This is a genomic window from Roseivivax sp. THAF197b (genome assembly GCF_009363255.1).
Taxonomy (GTDB): domain Bacteria; phylum Pseudomonadota; class Alphaproteobacteria; order Rhodobacterales; family Rhodobacteraceae; genus Roseivivax.
The window spans coordinates 3,452,101-3,472,642 of sequence record NZ_CP045318.1; the positions used below are offsets into that span (position 1 = coordinate 3,452,101).

21 protein-coding genes are annotated in these 20,542 nt (G+C 64.1%); 9 read left to right on the top strand and 12 right to left on the bottom strand.

All coding sequences use genetic code 11. The annotated features are described in order from the left end of the window. Window positions 1-4: 4 nt before the first annotated feature. From FIV09_RS16605 to FIV09_RS16620, 4 genes are all read right to left on the bottom strand, one after another. Entirely contained in the window at window positions 5-253 is a 249-nt protein-coding gene (locus tag FIV09_RS16605; RefSeq protein ID WP_152451692.1) for an exodeoxyribonuclease VII small subunit, read from the bottom strand. Next, window positions 250-1,176 carry a histone deacetylase family protein gene (locus FIV09_RS16610; RefSeq protein ID WP_152451694.1) on the bottom strand — a complete coding sequence of 309 codons (927 nt, stop codon included), beginning with the start codon at window positions 1,174-1,176 and terminating at the stop codon, window positions 250-252. Before FIV09_RS16610 ends, FIV09_RS16605 begins: the two co-directional genes overlap by 4 nt. Before the next feature lie 227 nt (window positions 1,177-1,403). Next, window positions 1,404-2,105: a response regulator gene (locus tag FIV09_RS16615; protein ID WP_152451696.1), complete on the bottom strand. Its 702-nt coding sequence runs from the start codon at window positions 2,103-2,105 to the stop codon at window positions 1,404-1,406. After that, the gene (locus tag FIV09_RS16620) at window positions 2,102-2,614 is read right to left on the bottom strand and encodes a MarR family winged helix-turn-helix transcriptional regulator (protein WP_152451698.1); all 513 of its coding nucleotides are present in this window, start codon (window positions 2,612-2,614) and stop codon (window positions 2,102-2,104) included. Before FIV09_RS16620 ends, FIV09_RS16615 begins: the two co-directional genes overlap by 4 nt. 163 nt (window positions 2,615-2,777) lie before the next feature. Here FIV09_RS16620 and FIV09_RS16625 point away from each other — a divergent pair, with 163 nt between their 5' ends. Both FIV09_RS16625 and FIV09_RS16630 read left to right on the top strand, forming a co-directional pair. After that, window positions 2,778-3,647, top strand: a complete 870-nt coding sequence (locus FIV09_RS16625; RefSeq protein WP_152451700.1) for a branched-chain amino acid aminotransferase — start codon at window positions 2,778-2,780, stop codon at window positions 3,645-3,647. A 120-nt stretch (window positions 3,648-3,767) separates the two neighbouring features. After that, window positions 3,768-4,604 (top strand): sulfite exporter TauE/SafE family protein, encoded by an 837-nt coding sequence (locus FIV09_RS16630; RefSeq protein WP_152451702.1) that lies wholly within the window; start codon window positions 3,768-3,770, stop codon window positions 4,602-4,604. Window positions 4,605-4,637: 33 nt separating this feature from the next. Here the strand turns inward: FIV09_RS16630 and FIV09_RS16635 are convergent, their stop codons facing one another. From FIV09_RS16635 to FIV09_RS16660, 6 genes are all read right to left on the bottom strand, one after another. Then, the gene (locus FIV09_RS16635; RefSeq protein ID WP_152451704.1) at window positions 4,638-5,606 is read right to left on the bottom strand and encodes an App1 family protein; all 969 of its coding nucleotides are present in this window, start codon (window positions 5,604-5,606) and stop codon (window positions 4,638-4,640) included. 1 nt (window position 5,607) lies between these two features. Continuing rightward, the gene (locus FIV09_RS16640) at window positions 5,608-6,798 is read right to left on the bottom strand and encodes an ABC transporter permease (protein ID WP_152451706.1); all 1,191 of its coding nucleotides are present in this window, start codon (window positions 6,796-6,798) and stop codon (window positions 5,608-5,610) included. 3 nt (window positions 6,799-6,801) lie between these two features. Further along, entirely contained in the window at window positions 6,802-8,508 is a 1,707-nt protein-coding gene (locus tag FIV09_RS16645; protein ID WP_152451708.1) for an ABC transporter permease, read from the bottom strand. Window positions 8,509-8,511: 3 nt separating this feature from the next. Continuing rightward, the gene (locus FIV09_RS16650) at window positions 8,512-8,799 is read right to left on the bottom strand and encodes a DUF1330 domain-containing protein (RefSeq protein WP_152451710.1); all 288 of its coding nucleotides are present in this window, start codon (window positions 8,797-8,799) and stop codon (window positions 8,512-8,514) included. Between the two features lie 134 nt (window positions 8,800-8,933). Next, entirely contained in the window at window positions 8,934-10,037 is a 1,104-nt protein-coding gene (locus tag FIV09_RS16655) for an extracellular solute-binding protein (protein WP_152451712.1), read from the bottom strand. Between the two features lie 124 nt (window positions 10,038-10,161). Beyond that, window positions 10,162-11,262, bottom strand: a complete 1,101-nt coding sequence (locus tag FIV09_RS16660) for an ABC transporter ATP-binding protein (RefSeq protein ID WP_152451714.1) — start codon at window positions 11,260-11,262, stop codon at window positions 10,162-10,164. A 435-nt stretch (window positions 11,263-11,697) separates the two neighbouring features. Here FIV09_RS16660 and FIV09_RS16665 point away from each other — a divergent pair, with 435 nt between their 5' ends. From FIV09_RS16665 to FIV09_RS16680, 4 genes are all read left to right on the top strand, one after another. Beyond that, a complete protein-coding gene (locus FIV09_RS16665) occupies window positions 11,698-12,894 on the top strand; it encodes a M24 family metallopeptidase (RefSeq protein ID WP_152451716.1) in 1,197 nt (398 codons plus the stop codon). Beyond that, window positions 12,891-14,051 (top strand): acetylornithine deacetylase, encoded by a 1,161-nt coding sequence (argE, locus tag FIV09_RS16670; protein ID WP_152451718.1) that lies wholly within the window; start codon window positions 12,891-12,893, stop codon window positions 14,049-14,051. The genes FIV09_RS16665 and argE overlap by 4 nt, the downstream gene beginning before the upstream one ends. Next, window positions 14,048-14,689, top strand: coding sequence for a GntR family transcriptional regulator (locus FIV09_RS16675; RefSeq protein ID WP_152451720.1), 642 nt, complete (start codon window positions 14,048-14,050; stop codon window positions 14,687-14,689). Before argE ends, FIV09_RS16675 begins: the two co-directional genes overlap by 4 nt. 174 nt (window positions 14,690-14,863) lie before the next feature. Then, a complete protein-coding gene (locus tag FIV09_RS16680) occupies window positions 14,864-15,169 on the top strand; it encodes a hypothetical protein (protein ID WP_152451722.1) in 306 nt (101 codons plus the stop codon). 75 nt (window positions 15,170-15,244) lie between these two features. Here the strand turns inward: FIV09_RS16680 and FIV09_RS16685 are convergent, their stop codons facing one another. Next, window positions 15,245-16,027, bottom strand: coding sequence for an MBL fold metallo-hydrolase (locus tag FIV09_RS16685; RefSeq protein WP_152451724.1), 783 nt, complete (start codon window positions 16,025-16,027; stop codon window positions 15,245-15,247). A 200-nt stretch (window positions 16,028-16,227) separates the two neighbouring features. Between FIV09_RS16685 and FIV09_RS16690 the strand changes: the two genes are divergently transcribed. Both FIV09_RS16690 and FIV09_RS16695 read left to right on the top strand, forming a co-directional pair. Continuing rightward, window positions 16,228-16,887, top strand: a complete 660-nt coding sequence (locus FIV09_RS16690; RefSeq protein ID WP_152451726.1) for an ABC transporter ATP-binding protein — start codon at window positions 16,228-16,230, stop codon at window positions 16,885-16,887. Beyond that, the gene (locus FIV09_RS16695; RefSeq protein WP_152451728.1) at window positions 16,865-18,706 is read left to right on the top strand and encodes a capsule biosynthesis protein; all 1,842 of its coding nucleotides are present in this window, start codon (window positions 16,865-16,867) and stop codon (window positions 18,704-18,706) included. The genes FIV09_RS16690 and FIV09_RS16695 overlap by 23 nt, the downstream gene beginning before the upstream one ends. Before the next feature lie 42 nt (window positions 18,707-18,748). Here FIV09_RS16695 and FIV09_RS16700 read toward each other — a convergent pair whose 3' ends face one another. Further along, on the bottom strand, window positions 18,749-19,786 hold the full coding sequence (locus tag FIV09_RS16700) for an FAD-binding oxidoreductase (RefSeq protein ID WP_152451730.1): 1,038 nt from the start codon (window positions 19,784-19,786) through the stop codon (window positions 18,749-18,751). 53 nt (window positions 19,787-19,839) lie between these two features. Between FIV09_RS16700 and mnmD the strand changes: the two genes are divergently transcribed. Then, window positions 19,840-20,514 carry a tRNA (5-methylaminomethyl-2-thiouridine)(34)-methyltransferase MnmD gene (gene mnmD, locus FIV09_RS16705; protein WP_152451732.1) on the top strand — a complete coding sequence of 225 codons (675 nt, stop codon included), beginning with the start codon at window positions 19,840-19,842 and terminating at the stop codon, window positions 20,512-20,514. Window positions 20,515-20,542 lie beyond the last annotated feature (28 nt).

Here is a 20,542-nt window from a genome sequence, read left to right on the forward strand (position 1 = left end):
CGGATTACTGCGGATCGACGGGCTTCGTGCCAGCGGGCTGTCCCTCGGCATCGAGGGTGATCGCCGCGACCTTCTCCTCGGCTTCCTTGAGCTTCTGCTCGCAGCGCTTCTTCAGTGCCGCGCCGCGCTCATAGAGCTTGATCGAATCCTCGAGCGGCACGTCGCCGCGTTCCAGCTGGCCCACGACCTGCTCGAGCGCGCGCATCGCGGCCTCGAAGCTCATCTCCTCGACGGGGGTGTCTGTGTCACTCATCGGCCTGCCTCCATCAACGCCGCCACATGCGCGGCCCCTGCTTCGCTCAGCGCCTGAAGATCATAGCCGCCCTCCAGTGTCGAGACCACGCGCCCGCTGCTGACCTCTGCCGCGATGGCGCAAAGCTGCTCGGTCACCCAGGCGAAATCGTCATTCTCCCAGTTGAGGTTGGCCAGCGGATCGGCGCGATGCGCATCGAAGCCCGCCGAGACGATGATCAGCTCGGGCGCGAAGGCCTTGAGACGCGGGAAGACGCGATCCTCGTAGACCGCACGCATGCGCGCGCCGTCCGAGCCCGGCGGCAGGGGGACGTTCAGCACATTGTCATGCGCGCCCGTCTCATGGGGCTCGCCGCTGCCCGGCCAGAGCGGCGATTGATGCGAGGAGACAAAAAGCGCGCGCTTCTCGTGCCACAGAAGGTCCTGCGTGCCATTGCCGTGATGCACGTCGAAATCCACCACCGCCACGCGCTCCAGCCCCAGAACGTCCAGCGCGTATTTCGCCCCGATCGCCGCGTTGCCGAAAAAACAGAAGCCCATGCTCTTCTGCCGCTCGGCATGATGTCCGGGCGGCCGCATGGCGACGAAGGCATTGGCGACCTTGCCGCCGACGACCATGTCCACCGCCTCGATCACGCCGCCCACGCCGCACCGCGCCGCCTCGAGGCTGCCCGGCGACAGGAACGTGTCGCCATCCACCTGGTGAAAGCCCCGCGCGGGCGCATGCCCTTCGAGCGAGCCGATATAGCTTGCCGGATGGCACCGCTCGATATCCTCGTCGCCCGCGATCTGCGCCGCGACGCGGACAAGGTCGAACCCGGCGAGCGCATGCAGAAGATGCTCGATCCGCGCGATCCGCTCGGGATGTCCCGGCGGCGTTTCGTGACGCAGCGCCGCGTCGTGGGTGATCAGTGCTGTTGCCATGAATGCCTCCGTCGGTCCCGCCGCAGGAAATCCCGAATAGACGCCGGGGACAACCGCGAAACGCCCAAGCCCTTTTTCACCTCCGCGTACCACCCATGGCGTGCAGAACCACGCCCTGTCACGACCGGACCGGAAATACCTCCAGAGAGCGCGAGAGACAGCGTCTCTCGCAGGCGCCGTCCCGGCTCGATGCCGGGGCGGCGCCTCGCCCGGTCAGACAATGACCCTCAATCGGGCGACAGCATGTACCCCGCGCCGCGCACGGTTTGCAGATAGCGCGGCTCCTTGGGATTGGCCTCGAGCTTGCGGCGCAGACGTGTGATCTGCACGTCGACCGCGCGCTCCTGCGCCTGCCCCTTGTCACGGCCCAGTTCTTCAACAAGCTGGTTGCGCGACAGGGCCGTTCCCGGCGTCTTGCAGAAGATCCGCATGAGCTGCGCCTCGGTCGCGGTCAGCCGCACCGGATCCTCGCCGCGCCACATTTCGCCGCGCTCCACATCGTATCGGATGGGCCCGAGCGAGATCACCTTGGGCTGCGCCGCCTCGGGCTCGACCTCGGGCATGCGCCGCAGGATCGCGTTGATCCGGAGCAGAAGCTCTTTCGGCTCGAAGGGCTTGGCGAGGTAATCGTCGGCGCCCGCCTCGAGCCCGGCAATGCGATCCTCGGTCTCGGCCCGGGCGGTCAGAAGCAGGATCGGCGTCGCGGAATTTTCCCGAATGAAGCGCGTCAGGCTCACCCCGTCCTCGCCCGGCATCATCACGTCGAGCACGATCAGGTCGAAATCGAGCCCGGTCAGGATCCGCCGCGCATGGCCTGCATCGCGCGCCGCCGAGACCAGAAACCCGTGCCGCATCAGGAATTTCTGCAACAGGCCCCGAATGCGCTCGTCATCATCGACGATCAGCAGATGTGCGTCGGGATCGCTCATCCCCGTCCCTCCCTCAGCGCGGAATATTGCCGCTTCATCTCGGGGTCCATCATCGCCTCGAGCACGCGCTTGAACCCCGACACGGCCTCCGGCCCCGCATCCCGGTAGGCCCTGCGCATCCGCGCGCGCTGCGCGTCCGACAGAGCGCGTTCCAGTTCGGCACCCTGATCCGTCAGGTAAAGATGCCGCTCGCGCTTGTCCGACCGCCCCACCCGGCTTTCGACAAGGCCATCCCCGATCAGCGTGCGCAAGACACGGTTCAGCGATTGCTTCGTGACCCCGAGGATCGACAAGAGGTTGTTGACCGTGGTCCCGGGCGCCCCATTGATGAAATGCAGCGCCCGGTGATGTGCGCGCCCGTAGGCATAATCGGCGAGGATGCGGTCGGGGTCGGCCGTGAAACCGCGATAGGCGAAGAACATCGCCTCGATCCCCTGACGAAGCTGATCGTCCGTCAGGAACAGCAGCGTCTCTCCCCCGATCGGAGAATTATGATCCGGTTCAGCCATGCCTGTCCCTTGCATTTTTCAGAACAGGTTAAGTCAGTCTTGTTGACATTCCAAGATCGCAATGATAGCGAATCTCAGTTTTTGTGAAATTTTATGTCCGTTTCGGACGTAACTTACGCAACTTATGGAAATTGCACGGATGTGCGCAAAGGGAGTGAGCCCAATGGCCGGAGCATATGACGACCGCGACGGAAAAATCTGGATGGACGGCCAGCTGGTCGACTGGCGCGCCGCCAATGTGCATGTGCTGACCCACGGGTTGCACTACGCAAGCTCCGTCTTCGAGGGCGAGCGCGCCTATAACGGCAAGATCTTCCTCTCCCGCAAGCATTCCGAGCGGCTGCATTTCTCCGCAGGCGAGCTCGATTTCGAGATCCCCTATTCGGTCGACGAAATCGAGAAGGCCAAGGCGGAAGTGCTCGCGGCCAACGGCTTTACCGACGCCTATGTGCGCGCAGTCGCCTGGCGCGGCGCGGGCGAGGATATGGGCGTCGCCGCCAAGAAAAATCCCGTCCGTCTCGCCATCGCGGCCTGGGAATGGGGCAGCTATTACGGCGATGCGAAAATGAAGGGCGCCAAGCTCGACATTTCCAAGTGGAAGCGCCCCTCGCCCGAGACGATCCCGGTCCATGCCAAGGCCGCGGGCCTCTACATGATCTGCACCACGTCGAAGCACGCGGCCGAGGCCAAAGGCTGCTCGGACGCGCTGTTCATGGATTATCGCGGCTACGTGGCCGAGGCGACGGGCGCCAACATCTTCTTCGTCAAGGACGGCGAAGTGCATACACCGCTGCCCGATTGCTTCCTCAACGGGCTGACGCGCCAGACCGTGATCGGCATGCTCGAGGAGCGCGGCGTCAAGGTGCATGAGCGCCACATCATGCCCGAGGAGCTGGAAGGCTTCGAGCAATGCTGGCTGACCGGCACCGCCGCAGAGGTCACCCCCGTTGGCCAGATCGGCGATTACCACTTCGAAGTGGGCGCCCTAACCCGCGATATCGCACAAAGCTACGAGGATCTCGTCCGCGCCTGATCCTCGACGTTTGGCAGGAACGCACGCCCGGTTTGCAAGAACCGGGCGTTTCCTTTTGCCGCTGCGGGAACTATTCCACCGCTCAATTGTATACAGAATAGACGAAGGAAGGAGGACCCGATGGAGGGTCTCGACACATCGACGCTTCTGACATTGGCTGCGGTTGCCGCGGGCTCCGGCATCGTCGGCGGCACGCTGGCGGGTCTCCTGGGCGTGGGCGGCGGCATCGTCATCGTGCCGGGCCTCTACCTGGCACTGTCGCTGACCGACATGGACCCGGCGCTGATCATGCAGGTCGCGGTCGGCACGTCGCTGTCGACCATCGTCTTCACCTCGATTTCGTCAAGCTGGGGCCATTACAAGAAGGGCTCCATCGATTTTGCCATTCTGAAGCTCTGGGCGCCTGCCATCCTCGTCGGTGTCGTGATCGGCTCCATCCTTGGCGGGCTCGTCTCGGGCTATGTGCTGATCGCGGTCTTCGCGGTGGTGGCCCTCGTCGTTGCGGGCAACATGATCCTGCGCAACCCGTCGCCCGAAGTGGCGCCGCGCAGCTTCTCTAAGCCTGTCTGGGCAGGGTTCGGCGTCTTCGCGGGCGGCGTCTCGGCGATGATGGGCATCGGCGGCGGCACCGTCTGCGTGCCGCTCCTGAACTTCCTGGGCTACGACATCCGCAAGGCCGTGGGCACGTCGGCGGCGATCGGTTTCCTGATCGGGCTGCCGGCCTCGATCATCTACGTCATCACGGGCTGGGGCGCGGATGGCCTGCCGCCCTTCTCGCTTGGCTATGTCAACGTGCTGCTCGCGGTGCTGATCATCCCGCTCTCGACGCTGTTCGCCCGTGTCGGTGTGGCGATTGCCCATGCCATCCCGCCCCGCGCGCTGCGTCTGACCTTCGGGATGTTCCTGTTGATCACCGCCGTGCGGATGGGGATGGATCTTCTGTCGGGCGCGGTGTGAGCCGTTCGGAGTGAAGGCTTCGGCCTAGGCGGCTTACACGTCGACATCCGAATAATCGCGCCCAGACTCGACGCGCACACCCAGCGCCCGCAAGGCCTCCATCGCTTCGGCATCGCGGTGATCCGCGCCCTCACCCGGTTCGCGAAAGATCGCCCGGATGATCCGCCCGGGATGCCGCTCTGCCGCTGCCAGATAGACCGGCGGGTCATGCTGGCCGGTATCGCCCACCAGCACAAAGGGCAGGCCCGGATTGGCCGCGAGGATCGCGTCGATGGCCGAGCCCTTGTGATCGCCATGGGTGCCGGAGATAAACTGCGTCTTGGACAGGCCCAGATCGCGCAGGAAGATCGGCGCTTTCGGCATGTCGAAGCGCTGGAAGATCCGCACGAGAAAATGGTGCAGATTCCAGGGCGATGAGGACACGAAAAAGACGGGCGCGCCCGCCGCTCGGAAGCCCTTCATCAGATCGACCGCATCGGGGAATATCTGCCGGGTGAGCGCATTGCCCGTGAGCGACGTCCAGAGGTTGCGCAGGAGCGAATAGGCCCCGGTCTCGAGCACCGTGTCATCGATGTCGGAGATCACGCCGAAGGGCGCGTCGGGGGCCACGACCAGAGCTTCAAGCTGCCGCCCCTCGCCGTCGAGCGTCACGTCGAAGACGACCCAGCCCGGCGCGGCATCGCCCCGGGGAAGGTGCAGGTCGAAATACCCCTCCTCGTCGGTCAGCGCCTCGGTGTCGCCGCAGCGCACCGGCACCGCCGCCACCTCTTTCGTGAGAAAAAGCGACACCATCTGACGCAGGTTCGTCCACCACGACCCGTCGGGATCAGGCGCGGTGCGCCGCAGCGCTGTCAGCACACGCCCCCGGAGGATGATCTCCGAGGGCGTGGCGTAGCCAAGATAGGGGTCGATGACGAGGTCCGCGCGCCGCCGCGCGGGCCTCAGACGGTCGAGCGCGCGCTCAACGGGATGAAGGACCCGTGCGAGCCGTGCCTTGACCATGTCAGCTCGGGCTCAGACCGCGCAGACGCTCAGACCGGCGGCGCAGCACCTCGACCGTCGCCAGAAGCGCGATGGAGATACAGACGAGGATCGTCGCCGCTGCCAGAATGGTGGGCGAGATCTGTTCGCGCAGACCCGTGAACATCTGCCAGGGCAGCGTTTGGAGCTCGGCCGAACCGATGAAGATCACCACCACCACTTCATCGAACGATGTGATGAAAGCGAAGAGACCGCCCGAGATCACACCCGGCAGGATAAGTGGCATCTGCACCTTGAAGAACGTCCGCACCGGGTTCGCGCCCAGGTTCGCGGAGGCCCGCACAAGCGATTTGTCGAAGCCCACAAGCGTCGCGGTCACCGTGATGATGACGAAGGGAATGCCCAGCACCGCGTGGGCCAGAACGACGCCCCAATAGGTGCCGACGATGCCGATCTTCGAGTAGAAGAAGTACATGCCGGTGGCCGAGATGATCAGCGGCACGATCATCGGCGAGATCAGGATCGCCATGATCGCCTGACGTCCCGGCACGTGGCTTTGCGACAGGCCAATGGCCGCGAGCGTGCCCAACGTCACCGAGATCAACGTCGCAACCGGCGCCACGCGCACCGAGTTCCAGACAGCGCTCGTCCATTCGGGGTTGGTCAGGAAGTCGCGGTAATGCTTCAGGCTGTAGCCCTCGGGATCGAGGCGCAGCATCTCCGGCGTGAAGGTGAAGAAGTCCTCGGCGTTGAACGACAGCGGCATCACCACGAGGATCGGCGTGATGAGGAACACGAGGATCGCGCCGCAAAGAACGCGGAAGGCGTAATGCCACAGCACCTGACCGCCGGTCAGATAGGGCACCAGCTTTTCGCGGTAGCGACGGCGCCCGATCCAGTAGATGAACCAGCCCAGGAACCAGCCGAAGAGGCCAAGCACGATGGCCCCCGGCAGGCCGCCGAAGACGAAGCCCGCGACGAGGAAGATGGCGATGAGACCGTATTTGAAGGTCTTCTCCATCTCTGTGCCCAGAAACTTCATCGCGGCCACGGTAAGTGCCGCGCAAATCACGCCCCCGAGGACGATGCCCATAAGGCCCGACCCTTGGGATGTGCCGACGAACAACCCGAAGAAGGCGCCCGCGGCCCCGACCACCCCGGCAGAGAAACCAAGCGGCTGGGTCTTTGCTTCGGTCAGTACAACCTCACTCATGGCTCAGCCTCCCAGCTTGACGTTGTCGATGCCGACGATCCGGTCATAGGCCCAGTAGAGCACCAGGACGACCACCAGAAGGATCGAGCCGAGCGCGGCCGCAAGGCCCCAGTTGAGCGATGACGAGATGTGATAGGCGATCCGGTTCGAGATGAAGGTACCCGTCGTACCGCCCACGATCTCCGGCGTGATGTAGTAGCCGATGGACAGGATGAAGACGAGGATCGAGCCCGCGCCAATGCCCGGCACCGATTGCGGGAAATAGACCCGCCAGAACGCCGTCGTGTTGGTCGCGCCCAGCGATTTCGCCGCGCGGACGTAGGAGGGCGGGATCGTCGACATCACCGAATACATCGGCAGGATCATGAAGGGCAGCAGGATATGCGTCATGGCGACGATCGTGCCGAACTGGTTGTTGATCATGACCAATCGGCTCTCATCCGCGACGATGCCCAGCCAGACGAGGACATCGTTGATCACCCCCTGTTGCTGCAGCATCACCTTCCAGGCCGAGGTCCGCACCAGAAGCGACGTCCAGAACGGCAGTAGGACGAGGATCATCAGAAGGTTCGCCGTGCGCGCGGGCAGGTTCGACAGCAGGTACGCCACCGGATAGGCCAGCGCGATACAGCTGAACGTGATAACCAGCGACATGAAGAGCGTACGCTTGAACAGGAGGCCATAGATCCGCTCATCCGCGTCGCGGAGCGCCGGACCATCCGCGGTCTTCTGCATGTCGACCGCGTTCAGGAAGTAGCCCGAAGTGTAATCGGGCGAATACATCTGCAACGTGGTCCAGGTCTCGACCGAGCCCCAATCCTCGTCGATCTCAAGCATGCCTTCCTTGAAGTTCACGCTCTCGAAATCGGCGACTGCCGCGTCGGCTTCCTTCAGAAGCGCCGCTTGCGGGCCGTTATAGCCCGACACGTCCGCTTCCATCAGGTCGTAGTAGAGCGCCGTATGGACAAGACCCCACGGCTCTTCCTCGAGCGGGCTGTCCTCATCCTCGGTCTGGGCGAAGCGCGCGAAGGTCTCGTAGGTCGCGGCGGTGCGCGGCAGAAGCTCCAGCATCTCGTCGCGGACCCGGAAGGCGGGCATGCGGCCTTCCATCTCGGCGGCGTCGAACTCTTCCTGATCGACGATCCAGTCGGGCTCGCCCATCAGTTCGGCCCAGGGACGCGCCTCGTCCCAGGCTTCGTTCATGTCTTCGAACTGATCGAGATAGACATCCGAGATATCGTCAAGACTGCGTCCGGAGCGGCGGAACAGCGACGACATGCCGGTCTGTTCGTAGTTCAGACGCGTGCCGAGGCGGGTGTGTTCCTTGCGGGCCTCGGCGATGAAGAGATCGTAGTAGAGCGCCTCGAAGGTCTGTTCGTCCGGCGCCTCACCCGAATTGGCATCCCATTCGCCGATGCGCGCGGCCGTGCGCGGCAGCGTCTCGGAGACGATCTGGTTCTCGACGGAGCGGAACAGCATGTCGCCGATGGGCGCGATGAAGGTCACCAATACGAAGATCAGCAGCGGCGCCACCAGCATCAGCGCGCGGGCTTTCTGGATGCGTAGCGAGCGGGCCAGCGATTTCTTGAGCGGCGTGCCGTCGGCGGCCAGCATCGGTGCTCCGGCTTCGCGATCCGCCTGATCGGCGCGGCGGGCCTGATCGGGCGTCGGCCCGGCGGTCGAAGCGGGATCGTTGGTTGCGTCTGTCATGGCTCAGGCCCCCTCTGCGAGGATGATCGTGCTTGTTGCAGTCCGACGCCGGATATCGGCGACCTCCTGATAGGCGGGATCGTTATAGGCGGTCCGCGCCGCCTCGAGACTTGGGAATTCTATCACGACGTGCCGGTTTTCGGAGCGTCCCTCGACCACCTCGGACTCGCCGCCGCGAACGATGAAGCGTCCGCCATGGCTTTCGAGGATCGGTGTGTCGCGCTCGACGTATTCCCGGTAGGCGTCGGGGTCGTTCACCGTGATATGCGCGATGATGTAACCTTTGGGCATACGGCCCTTCCCATCCCTGTTGTCTCGGCGCTTTGCGCGTCCGTTTGTTCTTGGGGTGGAGACCGGGCGACGGGCCGCCCGGCTCCGGAACTTGAAAGGTCCGGGCGATCAGACGCCCGAACCCAAGCCGCAGATTACTGCGCCAGCCAGGACTGGAACTTCGCGTCGATGTCGTCGCGGTAGTCAGCCCAGAACTCGTAGTTGTAGAGGAACGTGTTCTGCGAGTTGGCCGGATCGGTCGGCATGTGCTGCTTCATGTCCTCGGGAACGAGCGGTGCGGAGGATGCACGCGCGGGGCCGTAGGAGATGTACTTGGCCTGATCCGCCAGACGCTGCGTGTCGGTTGCGAACTTCACGAAGTCCAGCACGCGGTTCAGACGCTCTTCGGGCAGATCGGCGGGGATGATCCAGCCGTCGAGGTCGAAGACCTGCGCGTCCCACATCATGCCGACGGGCTGGTCCTGCTCCTCGATGACCGAGAAGAGACGACCGTTATAGGTCGAACCCATGAAGATTTCGCCGTCTGCCAGAAGCTGGGGCGTGTCCGCACCGGCCGACCACCAGATCACTTCGTCCTTGATGGTGTCGAGCTTGGCGAGCGCCTGGTCCTGACCTTCTTCGGTGGCCAGCACGTCATAGACGTCTTCCTTCGCAACACCGTCGCAGAGCAGAGCCCACTCGACGTTGTTGATCGGACGCTTCTCGAGCGCGCGCTTGCCCGGATACGTCTCCAGGTCGAACACGTCACAGATTTCGGTCGGCGCGTCGACGCCCTCCGGAACCATGTCGGTGCGATAGCCGAAGGTCGTGGAGTAGACGATCTGCGGAATGTAGCAGTCGGAGACGATCAGGTCGCCGAAATCGTCGGACGCATCGGTGCCGTCGGGCGCCGCTGCGAGGATCTCGTCGTGATCGACTTCCATGGCCAGGCCTTCGTCACAAAGACGAATGGCGTCAGCGGCCACGACGTCGACGAGGTCCCAGGTCACGTTGCCTGCTTCGTTCATCGCACGCAGCTTGGCCACGGCTTCAGCGGAGCTTTCGTCCCAGCTGACCGACACGCCGTCGTTCATTTCGAGGTAGGGCTCGACATAGGCCTGCTGCTGGCTGGACTGGTATGCACCGCCCCAGCTGACCAGCGTCATGCTGTCTGCCATGTTGCCGTGACCTGCGGCGAATGCGGCTGCACCGCCCACCGTCAGTGCCGTGGTGGCAAGAAGCGTTTTCGAGAACTTCATAGATAGTCTCCCTAGAGTAACATCCCGTTTTTTCGTTGTGAGGGGTCCGCGGGTCACGGGGTCGACCGTCGAACCCTCATTGCACCCCCGGCAAGCGCAGATGCGCCACCGGGGTATTCCGGCCTCACGCGTCGAGCGCGCGGCAATCTTCCTGCAACCAGCCGATCTCGATCTCCTCGCCGGGTCTGAGCCTGCGCTGATCGGGGGCGTTGCGGGTCTTGATGACGAAATCCTCGTTCCCGGCCACGGAAAGCCGGGTGCGGAAGATATCGCCCATGTAGACGAATTCCTTCACGGTCGCCTTCAACAGATGCGCGTCTTCCTTCAGGCGCTCCTTGTTGAACTCAACGCGTTCCGGGCGGATCGACACTTTCGTGCGCTCCCCCTTCTTGGAGACGTTCACCGGCACCGCGTCGATGATGTCGCCCGAGTCGAGCTTGACCACGCAGCTGTTGCCGTTGATCTCCTCGACCACGCCTTCGAGCGTGTTGTTCTCACCGATGAACTGCGCAACGAAGCTGTTCTGCGGCTTTTCGTAAAGCTCATCCGGCGGGGCGAGCTGCTGGATACGGCCGTCGTCGAACACGGCGACGCGGTCCGACATTGTCAGCGCTTCGGTCTGGTCGTGGGTCACGTAGACCACGGTGATCCCGAGATCATGCGCCAGCTTGGTGATCTCGAACTGCAGGGTCTCCCGCAGCTGCTTGTCGAGCGCGCCGAGCGGTTCGTCCATCAGAACCAGCTCCGGCTCGAACACGAGCGCCCGGGCGAGCGCCACGCGCTGCTGCTGACCACCGGACAATTGCGCCGGGCGACGGCCCCCGAAGGCGCCCATCTGCACCATGTCGAGCGCGCGCTTGATCTTCTTCTCACGCTCCGACTTGGAGATGTTGCGCACTTCAAGTGGGAAGGAGAGGTTCTCCGCAATCGACATGTGCGGGAACAGCGCGTAGTTCTGGAACACCATCCCGATGCCGCGCTTGTGCGGGGGGATGTTGTTGATCGATGTGCCGTCGAGCTTGATCTCGCCGTAGGTGGCTGTCTCGAACCCCGCCAGCATCATCAGGCAGGTCGTCTTGCCCGAACCCGAGGGTCCGAGCATCGTCAGAAACTCGCCCTTCGGCATGGAGAGGTTGAGGTCTTTCACGACAAGCGTTTCGCCGTCGTAGCTCTTCTGCACTCGTTCGAACGCGACGAATGCGTCGGTACCAGCCGCTTGCGCCAAATCTCGGCTCCCTGTGTTGTGGTCGCGGTGTTGCCCCGCTTTTGATTACCCAAACTAAATAGCCTGAGCGTCCGTCATGCAACTGCCTTACCCCCCAGACGCTGCAATCTGCCGCGATGAAGGCGAATAATGTTCAATTCGACTGCTTTTGCAGGACAATAGACCGTCTTTTCTGCCAATTTAGTCGAATTTCCCTTCGGGGCTGCTACGCAGGCGACGCATCGACGATTCTTTTCGCATCGTTGCATTCACAATGCATACCCTCAGGGTTGTACACAACTCGGGCATCATGTTGCTTTCGCGCCATCTGACGTGATGAAGTTTTCAGCAGGAATTGCCAAGAAACGTTGGTCATGTCGTTTTTCGATAGTTGAGGATGTACACATCGGCCACCAATGAAGGGACATCCGACCTCCTGCTGCGAAAGGTGCGTATATGGTATTTCATCGGTTCACCAAGGATCTGCCGTTTTCCGAGGCAGAATATACACGGCGACTGGGCAAGACGCGGCAGGCCATGGAACGCGCGGGGGTCGACCTGCTGTTCGTGACGGACCCGTCGAACATGGCGTGGCTCTCCGGATATGACGGCTGGTCCTTCTACGTGCATCAGGGGCTGATCGTCCTTCCCGATGCCGATCCGATCTGGTGGGGCCGCAACCAGGACTCCAATGGAGCCGTGCGCACGGTCTGGATGGGGGATGACCGCGTGATCGGCTATGCCGACAATTACGTGCAATCCACCGACCGCCACCCGATGCAGGACCTAGCCCAGCGCATCATCGGCATGGGACAGGGCAAGGTGCGTATCGGCATCGAGATGGACAATTACTACTTCTCCGCCAAGGCCTACCAGACGCTGCAGCAGGAACTCCCGAACGCCACCTTCATCGACGCCACGGCGCTGGTGAACTGGCAGCGTGGCATCAAGTCCGAGGAAGAACTGGTCTTCATCCGCCGGGCCGCGAAGATCTCCGAGAAGATCATCGACGGCCTCGTGGAACGGGTCGAGCCCGGCGTGCCCAAGAACGAAGTGGTGGCCGAAGTCTATCGCGACGCGCTGCGCGGCGCGGACGGCCATTGGGGGGATTACGCCGCCATCGTGCCGCTGCTGCCCTCGGGCTCCAACGCCGCGGCGCCGCATCTGACCTGGGACGGCATGCCCTTCAACGAGGGCGAGGCCACCTTCTTCGAGATCTCGGGCTGTTTCCGCCGCTATCATTGCCCACTGTCGCGCACGATCTTCCTGGGCGAGCCGTCGGACATCTTCAAACGCGCCGAGGCCGCGCTGGTCGAAGGGCTGGAAGCGGGCCTTGATGCCGCCCGGGCGGGCAAGCGGGCCTGCGACATCGCCAATGCGCTGGCCGCACCGCTTGAAAGCGCCGGTATCGAACGGGGCGCGCGCTGCGGCTACCCGATCGGCCTCAGCTATCCGCCCGATTGGGGCGAGCGGACCATCTCGCTGCGTTCCGAGGATGAGACGGTGCTGGAGCCCGGCATGACCTTCCACTTCATGCCCGGCCTCTGGATGTCCGATTGGGGGCTCGAAATCACCGAGTCGATCCTCATCACCGAGGACGGCCCCGCCGAGACCTTCTGCAACCGCCCACGCAAAATGTACGTGAAGACATGATCGACCTCTGGACCACGGAAACCATCCTCGCGGGCCTCATCGCGCATCCGACCGTATCGGCCGAACCCAATCGCGCGCTGATCGATCACATGGCGACGCTTCTTGAAGACTCAGGCGCGCGCGTCGACGTCTACTCGGATGCGACGGGCGGGAAGGCGAACCTATTCGCGACCATCGGGCCGGAGCGGTCGGGGGGCGTCGTGCTTTCGGGTCATTCGGACGTGGTCCCGGTGACGGACCAGAACTGGACGACCGATCCCTTCCGCATGTCCGCCTGGGACGACGCGCTTTACGGGCGTGGCGCCTGCGACATGAAGGGCTTCATCGCCGCGGCGATTTCCATGGCGCCCGTCTTCGCAGAGGCGAAGCTGAAGCGGCCCGTGCATTTCTGCTTCACCTATGACGAGGAAGTGGGCTGCCTGGGCGCGCAAGCCCTCGTGCCAGAGCTGAAGAAACGCGAGGCGCGCCCCTCGGTCGCAATCGTGGGCGAGCCTACGGAGATGCGGATCATCGAAGGCCACAAGGGCTGCTGCGAATACACGACGACCTTCACCGGGCTGGAAGGGCACGGCTCCTCGCCCGATCTGGGCGTCAACGCCGTCTCCTACGCGGTGCTCTATGTGACGCGGCTTCTGCTTCTCGCCGATCAACTGAAATCCATGGCGCCGGAGACCTCGCGCTTCGATCCACCCTGGACCACGGTCAATATCGGCAAGCTCGCGGGCGGGCACGCGCATAACGTCATTCCGGGCTATGCGACGGTCGAATGGGAAATGCGGCCCGTGCAGGCCAGTGACGCGCGCTTCGTGAAGGACGGCATCCGGAAATACGTCGACGAGAACCTGCTTCCGGCGATGCGCGCCGTGCATCCCGACGCCGATGTCGTGACCGAAGTGATCGGAGAGGTGGCCGGGCTGGAGCCCATGGCCGAGAACGCCGCGCGGGACATGGTGGCGAAACTCACCGGGACCAACGCGGTCGACCTCGTGCCGTTCGGCACCGAGGCGGGCCTCTTTCAGGACATGGGCATGTCGGTCGTGGTCTGTGGCCCCGGCTCCATCGCGCAGGCGCACAAGCCCGATGAATTCGTCAGCCGCGCGCAACTCTCCCAATGCCTCGACATGCTGCGGGGATTGAGCGCGCAGCTCGCCGCATGAGCGACGCCGAAACCCGTCATCTGCGCCTTTACGAGACGTTGCGGACGCGGATCTGCCTGCTGGATTACCCGCCCGGCACCAAGCTTGGCGAGGAGGCGCTGGCCGCCGAGTTCGGCGTCTCCCGCACACCCTTGCGCCGGGTTCTGTCGCGCCTTGCCGATGAGGGCCTTCTGGAAACGCGGCACGGCGTCGGCACGCTGGTCACCGATGTGGAGCCGCTGGAGCTTGCGCATATCTATGCGCTGCGGATGGAGCTTGCGGAACTCACGGGCCGCCTGTCCCCCTGCGAGATCACGCCCGACATGCTGGCCAAGGCCCGCGCCTTTGCCGATGAGGCGGACGCCCTTCAGGCCGCCCCCGATCCGCGTGCCTTCGCGGAACTGAACCTCGCCTTCTTCACTTTCGGGCTGAGCCTGACCGAGAACACCCCCCTCGCCGAGATATCAGAGCGGCTCTATCTGCGGACCGCCCGGATCTGGCTTGCGCGGATCCCCTCGCTCGATCTGGCGCGCGAATGCGAGATTTTCGCGGCAGAGGTGCGCGAAACGCTGGCCGCCCTGGAAGCGGGAGATGCGGAGGCGGCGGGGCTCGTCCGCAGGGCGCATGTTTCCATGTCCTATGGACGTCTGACCGGCTAATTTCGGCGGTACCACCGCGAAAAGTGTCGCAGCGCTGCACCGCAGCGGTCGGATTTTCCCCTCTCGACAGCATTTTTGCTGCTTTTTGCCCGCACTTGGCCCGACATGAGATGCATCAAGTACACGGCATGCAGAATCGGTCACGTTACGCAGGGGATTACGAGGGAAGGGGACATGTCCGACCTGACTTGTAACTATCAGCGGATGCTCACGAAGGCCAAGGCGCAGCAGGCCCGCAGCGAAGGCGCGTGCCGGGAATGCCTCGTGACCGAGGCGGAATTGCAGCTTGCCGGAGAAACGCTTGAGGTCTGCGGCGAGGAGTTTGCCTACGATCTGGAAACGGGCGAGCGGGTCCTTGTGCCCGTGCCACTTTGCCCGGCCTGTCATGCCAAGGCGCATCAGGATGGGCATGGTCATCACCTGCCCTGCCAAATCAAGGCGCGCTTCAGCCGCGAGACGGACCTGATCCTGACGTCGTGATCTTAGCGCGCTTGCGGATACGAAAAGACCCCGGCGCGTTGCCGGGGCCTTTCAATCCATAGCAGTGGCGGGCGATCAGCCAAGACCGTTCGGATACCACTCGCCCATCGCGACCTCAGAGCCTTCGACCATGGAGGCGAAAGCCTCGGGGTCCTGCGTGCCGCCGTCGCGACCGCGATAATGGTAGGGATAGACCACGCCGGGCTGGAACGCGTTCACGCCGCCTGCCGCCTGCTCGGCATCCATGGTGAAGGGCAGGTTCATGCAGACGAAGGCCACGTCGATATTCTCGAGCGCGCGCATTTCATCGGTGACCTCGGTATCGCCCGACACGTAGATCCGGAACCCGTCGAAATCGAGGACGTAGCCGTTGTCGCGGCCCTCGGGGTGGAAATTCATCCGCTCCTCGGTGGTGTTGTGCGCGGGGATGGCGGTGATGCCGACGCCCATCATCTCGCCGCTATCGCCATTGGCCATGGCGGTCGCCTTGGCCTGCATGGCCTCGGAGAGCATGTCGTAAACGGACGGGTTGGTGACGAGCATCGTGTCCTCGCCGACCACGGCATCGAGCGTCTCGGCATTGTAGTGATCGCCATGCTCATGCGTGATGAGCACCATGTCCGCCGCGGGCATATCGGCGTATTTATCTCCGCCGCCCACGGTGTCGACATAGATGACGCCCTTCGGTGTCTCGAGCACGAAGGAGGCATGCTCCACCGGGTGCACGGTGATCGTGCCCGCATCCGTCTCGAAGCTGTTGGAGGCATGCGCGGCGGCCATCGCGGCAAACGGCATGATCGTCGTGCCAGCCGCGGTCGCGGCGGCGCTGACAAGGAAGGTGCGGCGGGTCTGGGTCATCGGATACTCCGTTCGGTGCTGAATTCTTGTGAAGGAACTAGCTTCGATCGGCAGCACTTCAATTCGCGGCGAGGGCCGCCCGGATTGACCCCGGTCCAATTGTCTTTTGTTTCCGAAACGGGTCATAATATGACCAAATTTGCTGCTTATGTCTCCGGTCAATGGTCTTATAAACCGACCGAGCAGGACGAAACCCGCCCATGATCGAGTTCGAAAACGTCAGCAAGTCCTTCTGGACGGGATCGCACCACAAGGTGATCCTGAACCAGGCGTCGTTCCGCGTGGAACGGGGCGAGAATATCGGGATTCTGGCCCCCAACGGGACCGGCAAGACGACGCTGGTGAACATGATGGCCGGGCTCGAGAAACCCGATGAGGGCACGATCCGCCGTGAGGGCGGCATCTCCTTTCCGCTGGGCTATATGGGCGGCGTCGTGAACAGGATCTCGGCGCGCGAGAATGCGCGCTTCATCGCCAAGATCTACGGTCTCGATCCCGATTACGTGGAGGCCTTCTGCCGCTGGCTCTGCAATTTGGGAGAATATTTCGACCAGCCGCTCGGCACCTATTCGGCCGGGATGAAGGGGCGGTTCAGCTTCGCGCTGCTGCTGGCACTCGATTTCGACATGTATCTCATCGACGAGGGCATGCCCAACTCGACCGACGTGGAATTCAACAAGAAAGCGGGCGATCTGCTGGCGGAGCGGTTGCAACGCTCGACGCTCGTGATCGTGTCGCATCAGCCGGACCTGCTGCAGAAATTCGCCAAGAAGGCGGGTGTCCTGATGGATGGAAACCTGCATATGTTCGACACTCTGGAAGAGGCGAAGGCGCTTTATGACTACGAAACCCAAAGCTAAGAAGTTTCGCATCCGCCGGAGTGAAAGCGCAGCCCGTCAGGAGGCGGGTGCTACGGAAGGCGTGTCGCGTCCGCCGCAGGACGCACAGGCTGCCCGGCCCGCATCCGGGCCGTCCACCACCGCCGCCGAGACCCCGCATGTGCGCGATACCGCCGCGCGGCCACCGCGCGCGACGGCGCAGACCAGACCGCCCCGGAATGTGGAAAGCACAGGCGCGACCCGCCCCGCCCCCGGTGCGTCCGATGCCCCACAATCGCAAACCACCCCTGAGACGACCCAACCGTCACCGCCGCAGACCCGCACGGGTGAGGTTGCAAGCGCGGCGCAGGTCTCGGGCGAAACGGATATCGAGAAGATCCGTCAGGAAGGTCTGACCGGGCGCCAATTGCGCATGGCCCGCCGCATGGCGCAGAAACACGGGCTCGCGCCCACCTCCGATTTCGACGCGGTCCGGCTTCTGCGCAAGAAGGGCATCGATCCGTTCCAGCGGGCCAACATGCTCGAGCTTGTCGTCGGCAATAACGGCGAAACCTCCGAGAAGGAGCCGCAGGTGCCTGCGCGCGCCAATGCGGTCGATCCCGCCACCACCGGCGGCGTCAAACTGCCCCAGACCGTCGAGCTGAAAAAATCGGCCGTGCCGTCGACCGAGACGATGAACCCGTCGGAGCGACGCGCCATCGAGGTCGAGCGCGTCCAGCGCGAGCTTGGCAAGCGCCGGCGGCGCCGCTTTGCCCTTCTGCTGGCGCGGCTGGCGTTTTTCGTGCTGCTGCCGACCTTCATCGCGGGCTATTACTTCTATGCCGTGGCGACGCCGATGTATGCCACCAAGTCCGAATTCCTGATCCTCAAGAACGATGGCGGCGGCGGGGGCAGCGGCATGGGCGGCCTTCTGTCCGGCACGCAATTCGCGACGAACCAGGACGCCATCGCGGTGCAATCCTACCTGTCCTCCAAGGATGCCATGCTCCGGCTCAACGACGATGCGGGTTTCAACGCGCATTTCTCGCAGCCCGAGATCGACCCGATCCAGCGGCTCGATACCGATGCCTCGATCGAGGACGCCTACAAGGTCTACAAGCGCAACGTCGAGATCGGCTACGATCCGACCGAGGGCGTGATCCGCATGGAAGTGCGCGCCGCCGATCCGATGGTCGCGACCACCTTCTCCGAGGCGCTCATTGATTATGCCGAGGAACGCGTCGACAACCTGACCCAGCGCAAGCGTGAAAACGCGGTGACGGATGCCGAACAGGGTTTGATCGATGCCGAGGAGAAGCGCGTCGCGGCGCAGGAGCGTCTCGTCCGGATGCAGCAGGAGAACGCCCTCCTCGATCCGGAGGCCAAGATCGGCGCGCTGCGCGGCCAGATGAACACGATCGAGGTGCAGATCCAGGAGAAGGAGCTGCAATTGCAGGCGCTTCTGGACAATGCGCGCCCCAACCAGAGCCGTGTGGATGGCGTGCGGGGCGATATCCGTCGCCTCAACAACATGCTGGACACGCTGAATACCCGCATGACGACCGCCACCCAGGGCGAGGATTCGCTCGCTGAAATCGCGATCCAGGTGCAACTGGCGCAGGCCGATCTGGCGACGCGGGACATGATGCTGCAATCAGCGCTGGAACGGCTGGAAAGCGCGCGTCGGGAAGCGGACAGCCAGGCCCGCTACCTGACCACGTCCGTCCTGCCGGTCCCGTCCGAGGATCCGAGCTATCCGCGCAGCTTCGAGAACACGATCCTGTCCTTCCTGATCTTCGCGGGGATCTACCTGATGATCTCGCTCACCGCGTCGATCCTGCGCGAACAGGTCTCAAGCTGACGCAACGGGCGAGGGGCTGGGTGAAATCCGCCCGGCCCCCGCTCAAAGGTTGTCGGTCACGCGGAACCCGTCCGGGATCTCATCGCGTCCTTCGAGCACCAGATCGGCCATGATCTCACCCGCTTTGGGGGCCATGCCGAAGCCGATCTTGAAGCCGCCATTGGCAATGAAATGCCCCGCCCGTTCGGGCCATGCTCCAAGCATCGGCGCACGGGTCTTGGCGCGCGGACGCACCCCGGCCCAGGTGTTCAGGACGCTCGCCTCCGACAAGTCAGGGACCGCAGCGCGGGCCCGTGCGAGGAGGTCCTCCGTCTGGCCATCGGTCGCCGCGGGATCGCCGAACTCCCGCTCCGTGGTGGAGCCGATGGCGGTGGTCCCATCGCCATGGGGAACGATGTGCAGACCGTCCACAAAGAGCTGTGCTGCGTTGCGGGCGTCGTAATCCAAGAGCACGGCCTGCCCCTTGATGCCGGTGCCCACCCGCTTGCCGAACGTCTCGGACAGCGCCTCGAGGCCCTGCCAGCCCGTGGCCCAGACCACCTGACCTTCGGGAGCACCGTCGCGCGCAACCGTACCGCCCTTGGCCGTGATCGCCGCCGCAAGCGCCGCGCAGGCCTGCCCCGGATGCAGCCGTGCGGTCAGCGTGTCGTGGATCAGGAAACCGCTGGGGCTGTGGGGCTGGAAAGGATCTGCCGCATCCGCCGCCACGACCCGCCATTCGGCGCAGCCCTGCCAGAGGTCGCGGGCTGTCTCCGCACGGCGGCGCGCAAGCTCAAGACCGGCATCATCCGCCACCGGCTGCAACCGACCAGCGCGGGCGTAGCCCGGCGATGTCCCGCCTGCCCCCTCGACCTCCGCCCACCACGCCTCGGCCATCAACAGGCTATCGAGCTGAAAGGCCTTCTTGGCATTCCAGTTCTCCGGCACATGCGGGGCAAGCGCGCCGACAATGCCGCCCGAGGATCCGGCCCCCGGCCCGCCCGGGTCGATCACCCGCACCCGCGCGCCTCGGCGCAGGCAGGCCCAGGCCACCGACAAGCCGAATATGCCCGCGCCCATGATGGTGACGTCTCTTGCCATCGCTTCGCCTTTGCCGCACATCTCGGCCCACGCAGTACCCGAGGCCCCTGCCGATGCACAAGAACGCGTCGCTCGACTGGCGGGACGGACAGGTGCCCGTCTCGACCCGGTTCGACGATCCCTATTACTCGCTCGAGGACGGGCTGGCGGAGACCCGCCATGTCTTTCTTGCGGGCAATGATCTGCCCGCGCGGTTTCGGGACGGCTTCCATGTTGCCGAATTGGGCTTCGGCACCGGGCTGAACCTGCTGGCGACGCTCGCCGCGTGGCGCGCGGAAGGCGTGCAGGGCCGGTTGCACTACACGAGTTTCGAGGCCTTCCCGATCCCGGCCTCCGACATGATCCGCGCGCAATCGGCCTTTCCGGACCTGTCCGACATCGCGGCGGAACTGGCACACTACTGGCAAGAGGACGCGGTCCGGATCACGCTGCCCGATCTCGCGTTCACGCTGATCGTAGGCGATGCGCGCACCACTCTACCCGCCTGGACCGAGGCCGCCGACGCCTGGTATCTCGACGGCTTCTCGCCCGCCAAGAACCCCGAATTGTGGGAACCCGCCCTTCTGTCGCAAGTCGCGGCCCATACGCGCGCCGGAGGCACGGCGTCGAGCTATTCCGCCGCCGGTCATGTCCGGCGCGCGCTCGGCGATGCGGGGCTGACCGTGACCCGCGTGCCTGGATACGGACGCAAGCGCCACATGACCGTGGCACGAAAGGACCAATCGTGACCCAGAACGACACCACGCGCGGCATCTG

What these genes read in the sequence shown, in the direction of transcription:
- FIV09_RS16690 (WP_152451726.1), top strand. Translation starts at nt 16,228, where the DNA reads ATGATCGAGTTCGAAAACGTCAGCAAGTCCTTCTGGACGGGATCGCAC.
- FIV09_RS16680 (WP_152451722.1), top strand. Translation starts at nt 14,864, where the DNA reads ATGTCCGACCTGACTTGTAACTATCAGCGGATGCTCACGAAGGCCAAG.
- FIV09_RS16655 (WP_152451712.1), bottom strand. Translation starts at nt 10,037, where the DNA reads ATGAAGTTCTCGAAAACGCTTCTTGCCACCACGGCACTGACGGTGGGC.
- FIV09_RS16605 (WP_152451692.1), bottom strand. Translation starts at nt 253, where the DNA reads ATGAGTGACACAGACACCCCCGTCGAGGAGATGAGCTTCGAGGCCGCG.
- FIV09_RS16640 (WP_152451706.1), bottom strand. Translation starts at nt 6,798, where the DNA reads ATGAGTGAGGTTGTACTGACCGAAGCAAAGACCCAGCCGCTTGGTTTC.
- mnmD (WP_152451732.1), top strand. Translation starts at nt 19,840, where the DNA reads ATGCACAAGAACGCGTCGCTCGACTGGCGGGACGGACAGGTGCCCGTC.
- FIV09_RS16610 (WP_152451694.1), bottom strand. Translation starts at nt 1,176, where the DNA reads ATGGCAACAGCACTGATCACCCACGACGCGGCGCTGCGTCACGAAACG.
- FIV09_RS16625 (WP_152451700.1), top strand. Translation starts at nt 2,778, where the DNA reads ATGGCCGGAGCATATGACGACCGCGACGGAAAAATCTGGATGGACGGC.
- FIV09_RS16650 (WP_152451710.1), bottom strand. Translation starts at nt 8,799, where the DNA reads ATGCCCAAAGGTTACATCATCGCGCATATCACGGTGAACGACCCCGAC.
- FIV09_RS16620 (WP_152451698.1), bottom strand. Translation starts at nt 2,614, where the DNA reads ATGGCTGAACCGGATCATAATTCTCCGATCGGGGGAGAGACGCTGCTG.
- FIV09_RS16675 (WP_152451720.1), top strand. Translation starts at nt 14,048, where the DNA reads ATGAGCGACGCCGAAACCCGTCATCTGCGCCTTTACGAGACGTTGCGG.
- FIV09_RS16645 (WP_152451708.1), bottom strand. Translation starts at nt 8,508, where the DNA reads ATGACAGACGCAACCAACGATCCCGCTTCGACCGCCGGGCCGACGCCC.
- FIV09_RS16665 (WP_152451716.1), top strand. Translation starts at nt 11,698, where the DNA reads ATGGTATTTCATCGGTTCACCAAGGATCTGCCGTTTTCCGAGGCAGAA.
- FIV09_RS16635 (WP_152451704.1), bottom strand. Translation starts at nt 5,606, where the DNA reads ATGGTCAAGGCACGGCTCGCACGGGTCCTTCATCCCGTTGAGCGCGCG.
- FIV09_RS16615 (WP_152451696.1), bottom strand. Translation starts at nt 2,105, where the DNA reads ATGAGCGATCCCGACGCACATCTGCTGATCGTCGATGATGACGAGCGC.
- FIV09_RS16700 (WP_152451730.1), bottom strand. Translation starts at nt 19,786, where the DNA reads ATGGCAAGAGACGTCACCATCATGGGCGCGGGCATATTCGGCTTGTCG.
- FIV09_RS16695 (WP_152451728.1), top strand. Translation starts at nt 16,865, where the DNA reads ATGACTACGAAACCCAAAGCTAAGAAGTTTCGCATCCGCCGGAGTGAA.
- FIV09_RS16685 (WP_152451724.1), bottom strand. Translation starts at nt 16,027, where the DNA reads ATGACCCAGACCCGCCGCACCTTCCTTGTCAGCGCCGCCGCGACCGCG.
- FIV09_RS16630 (WP_152451702.1), top strand. Translation starts at nt 3,768, where the DNA reads ATGGAGGGTCTCGACACATCGACGCTTCTGACATTGGCTGCGGTTGCC.
- argE (WP_152451718.1), top strand. Translation starts at nt 12,891, where the DNA reads ATGATCGACCTCTGGACCACGGAAACCATCCTCGCGGGCCTCATCGCG.